Below are 3,068 nucleotides of genomic sequence, written 5' to 3'. Positions count from 1 at the left end.
GTAAATATTTTTATTATTTTCTATTGGGCAAATACTTTAATTGTTTTTCCTAATTTGTAAATATTTTTATTATTTTCTATTGGGCAAATACTTTAATTAAAACTCTTGATAAAATGAATTTTTAGCAATCTAGGATATTAATTTTAAAAAAAAGGTGTTTATATTGGCAATTGATATTAATAATGTTTCTAAATCATTTATTACTAAAGATAAGGATTTTATCGCATTGAAAAATGTGGATTTACATATTGATGATGGAGAATTGATTTGTCTATTGGGACCTTCCGGTTGTGGAAAGACCACTCTCTTAAGAATGATTGGTGGTTTGGAAAAGCCTGATGAAGGGGAAATTCATGATAGGGGAGAACTCGTAACAGGCCCTTCCAAGGACAGAGGATTTATTTTCCAACAATATTCCTTATTCCCTTGGTTAAATGTTTTAGATAATGTAATGTTTGGATTAAATTTAGATAAGGATTCAAATAAGGAAGAGAATTTGGCTGCTGCTGAAAGATATTTGGAAAGAGTAGGTTTGGCAGACTTTAAATACAGTTATCCTCATGAATTGTCTGGTGGTATGAAACAGAGAGTGGCTATTATTCGTTCTTTATTAAATCACACTCCTGTTTTACTTATGGATGAACCGTTTTCAGCAGTGGATATGATAAATCGTCACAGCTTGCAGGAACAATTGATCGGAGTATGGAAAAGATTTAAAACAACTATTATTTTTGTTACTCACGACGTTGATGAGGCTGTTTATCTTGCAGACAAGATTGTGATTATGGATAAGAATCCGGGTAGAATTCAGGAAATCGTTGAAGTTCCTCTTGAAAGACCTAGACAAAGAGAATCTAGAGAATTTTTAGACTTCCAGGATCAGATTGAACAATTATTAGGAATTTGGGAACCTTAGGTTTCTATTTCTTTTTTTATAATCTTTTTTTTAATCTTTTTTTATAATCTTTTTTTATTTTTTATTTTTAATTTTAATTTTAATTTTTATTTTTAATTTTTTCTTTTTATTTTTTATTATTTCTTTTAAAAATAGCTATTTTTACTTTTTTTATAATTTTATTTATTATAATACTTTTTTTTAAGTTTTAAACTTAATTTATTATTCATTTATTCATTTATTCATTATTCATATATTTTTATATATTTTGAAAAAATATGGTTAAAATTAGGTTTTAATATTAAATTAAGTTTGAATTAGTATTAAAATCATGTTTTGATTAAATTAAGTCTAAATTATTATTAAAATTGTATTTAAACTTTAGATTAAGTCTAAATTACTGTTAAAATTAGGATTTAAAGTTCCGAATCTGCCATGTTTTACAGATTCGTAAATGAATTTTGTTGCATTTCCAATGGCCAACAATAATTTTTCATCTTCAGGGCTTTCCTTATTGACATTTTCAGGGTTTTGCTTTTCATTTAATCCATTATTCTCAATTAAAATCAGGTTAGCTGTAATTGCAGCAGATAGGCTGCAGCCTGTTCCATGAAGATTGTCTGTTTTAATCAGTTCCTGCTTGATTATGGTGATATTGTCATTTTCCTTGGTGTATATTACATTGTTTCCGTTAAGATGTCCCCCTGTAATAATGACATTTGTCTTCTTTCCTATTTTTGAAGCTGCCTCAATTGCATCATCAATGCTTTCTATTTTAATATTTGCCAATTTTTCAGCTTCATGAAGATTTGGTGTAACCAGGATTGTCTTTTCAAGCAGATATTTGTTCATTGAATCTGCCAATTTGTCCTTTGCAAGCTGGTCTCCTGCACTTGCCACCATCACTGGATCAACAACTGTCTTTAAATCGTATTTGTCGATTGATTTACTTACAAGTTGGATGATTTCTTTTGAGTATAATAAGCCTGTCTTTGAGTATTTGATATTATACTCATCAAAAATAGAATCTATCTGTTCAGATATATATGAGGTGCTTATAGGTTGGACAGAAAACACTTTTTTAGGATTTTGAGCAGTTAATGCTGTTACAACACTGGTTCCGTGAACTCCATGTGCAGCCATTGTTTTAATGTCTGTTAATATTCCTGCACCTCCTGAGGGGTCGAATCCAGCTATTGACAATCCTATCATTATATCACATCTTGTTTTTTTTGTTTTTATTTAATTTTCTCTGGTGACCTTTAGTCTTTCATGGCCGTGGATTGATTCTACCTTTATTCCAAGGGATTCCAAATATCTTTTGGTTTCTGTTCCATTTCCATGGATCATGATTTCCCCAAGGTCTTCAGTTGTATTAACATCAAGTGCCATGTAAAATGAATCGTGGACAAGAGGTGTCAGCTTTTTCTTTTCAGCTTCCTCAATGTGTTTTTGGAATGAAAACTCTCCAAATTTCATGTCAATTGCCAAAGGCTTTGTTATTAATGTATTTGTTCCTCCGCCCTTTGACGGAACAATGATGAAGTCCAGTTTCTTTGCATGGTCAATAAGTAGTTTTAAATTGGTCTTTCCGATTAATGGAATGTCTGAAGGCAATATGATAACTTTCCTTGTTTTTGTTCTTGACCATTTCATGGCCTGTTTTAAGGCTCTGTTTAATCCGCTATTGTCTGAGGCCTTCAAGACTTTTTTATTATTGTCATCTTCCTCTATTATTGTTGTAAGCTCCAATTCCTCTGCAAAATCAAGAACATCTTGATCCTTACTGATGATTATTATCTTGTCGACTATTGGTTTTAATGCATTTGCAATGTCTTTAAGCATTGCCTTTAAGAGATTTTCCCTTTCCTCAGGGGATAAAAATGGAGACAGTCTTGTTTTTGCATTTGCAAATTGACTTACAGGAATGATTGCATAAATCTTATCCATATTATCACTCATAATTTGGAAATAATTATAAAGTTTTATTGTATTAAAACTATTTTTGTATTTAAAAAATAAATAGTTTTTATGAGAATTAACTCATAAAAATCTTTTTTGCATTAATGTTTTACATTTTTTTAAAAAATCTGAATTTATATGTTTTATTTTAAATGTTTTATATTTTTTTTATAAAAATCTGAATTTATATGTTTTATTTTAGATGTTTTAT

The 3,068-nt window shown here is 29.4% G+C and carries 3 protein-coding genes; 1 reads left to right on the top strand and 2 read right to left on the bottom strand.

What is annotated here, in order from left to right:
• Window positions 1-163: 163 nt before the first annotated feature.
• Window positions 164-916, top strand: a complete 753-nt coding sequence (locus tag Q0138_RS07095; protein WP_297982613.1) for an ABC transporter ATP-binding protein — start codon at window positions 164-166, stop codon at window positions 914-916.
• 360 nt (window positions 917-1,276) lie between these two features.
• Here the strand turns inward: Q0138_RS07095 and thiD are convergent, their stop codons facing one another.
• Together thiD and cofC are read right to left on the bottom strand one after the other, a co-directional pair.
• On the bottom strand, window positions 1,277-2,107 hold the full coding sequence (gene thiD, locus Q0138_RS07090) for a bifunctional hydroxymethylpyrimidine kinase/phosphomethylpyrimidine kinase (protein ID WP_297982609.1): 831 nt from the start codon (window positions 2,105-2,107) through the stop codon (window positions 1,277-1,279).
• Between the two features lie 30 nt (window positions 2,108-2,137).
• Window positions 2,138-2,845 carry a 2-phospho-L-lactate guanylyltransferase gene (gene cofC / locus Q0138_RS07085; protein ID WP_297982607.1) on the bottom strand — a complete coding sequence of 236 codons (708 nt, stop codon included), beginning with the start codon at window positions 2,843-2,845 and terminating at the stop codon, window positions 2,138-2,140.
• Between the last annotated feature and the right edge of the window lie 223 nt (window positions 2,846-3,068).

It is taken from the genome of uncultured Methanobrevibacter sp., assembly GCF_937906425.1.
Taxonomy (GTDB): Archaea; Methanobacteriota; Methanobacteria; order Methanobacteriales; family Methanobacteriaceae; genus Methanobrevibacter.
This window is presented reverse-complemented; position numbering and strand designations above follow the sequence as displayed.